1 protein-coding gene is annotated in these 406 nt (G+C 58.9%); it reads left to right on the top strand.

The features are described 5' to 3' along the window. On the top strand, nucleotides 1-406 hold a 406-nt coding region (locus tag DM373_RS28505), incomplete at both ends, for an EF-Tu/IF-2/RF-3 family GTPase (RefSeq protein WP_244215151.1).

Raw genomic sequence — 406 nt, 5'->3', positions numbered from 1 at the left:
AGGCGACGACACCCCGATCATCATTGGTTCGGCTCGTATGGCGCTGGAAGGCAAAGACGACAACGAAATGGGCACCAGCGCTGTCAAGAAGCTGGTTGAAACTCTGGACAGCTACATCCCAGAGCCAGAGCGTGCTATCGACAAGCCGTTCCTGATGCCAATCGAAGACGTGTTCTCGATCTCCGGTCGCGGTACCGTTGTTACCGGCCGTATCGAGCGCGGTATCGTCAAGGTTCAAGACCCGCTGGAAATCGTTGGTCTGCGTGACACCACCACCACCACCTGCACCGGCGTTGAGATGTTCCGCAAGCTGCTGGACGAAGGTCGTGCTGGCGAGAACTGCGGCGTCCTGCTGCGTGGTACCAAGCGTGACGACGTTGAACGTGGCCAGGTTCTGGTCAAGCCG

It is taken from the genome of Pseudomonas sichuanensis (assembly GCF_003231305.1).
GTDB lineage: Bacteria > Pseudomonadota > Gammaproteobacteria > Pseudomonadales > Pseudomonadaceae > Aquipseudomonas > Aquipseudomonas sichuanensis.
The sequence above is the reverse complement of the archived record's forward strand: the minus strand, read 5'-3'. Positions and strand labels throughout refer to the sequence as shown.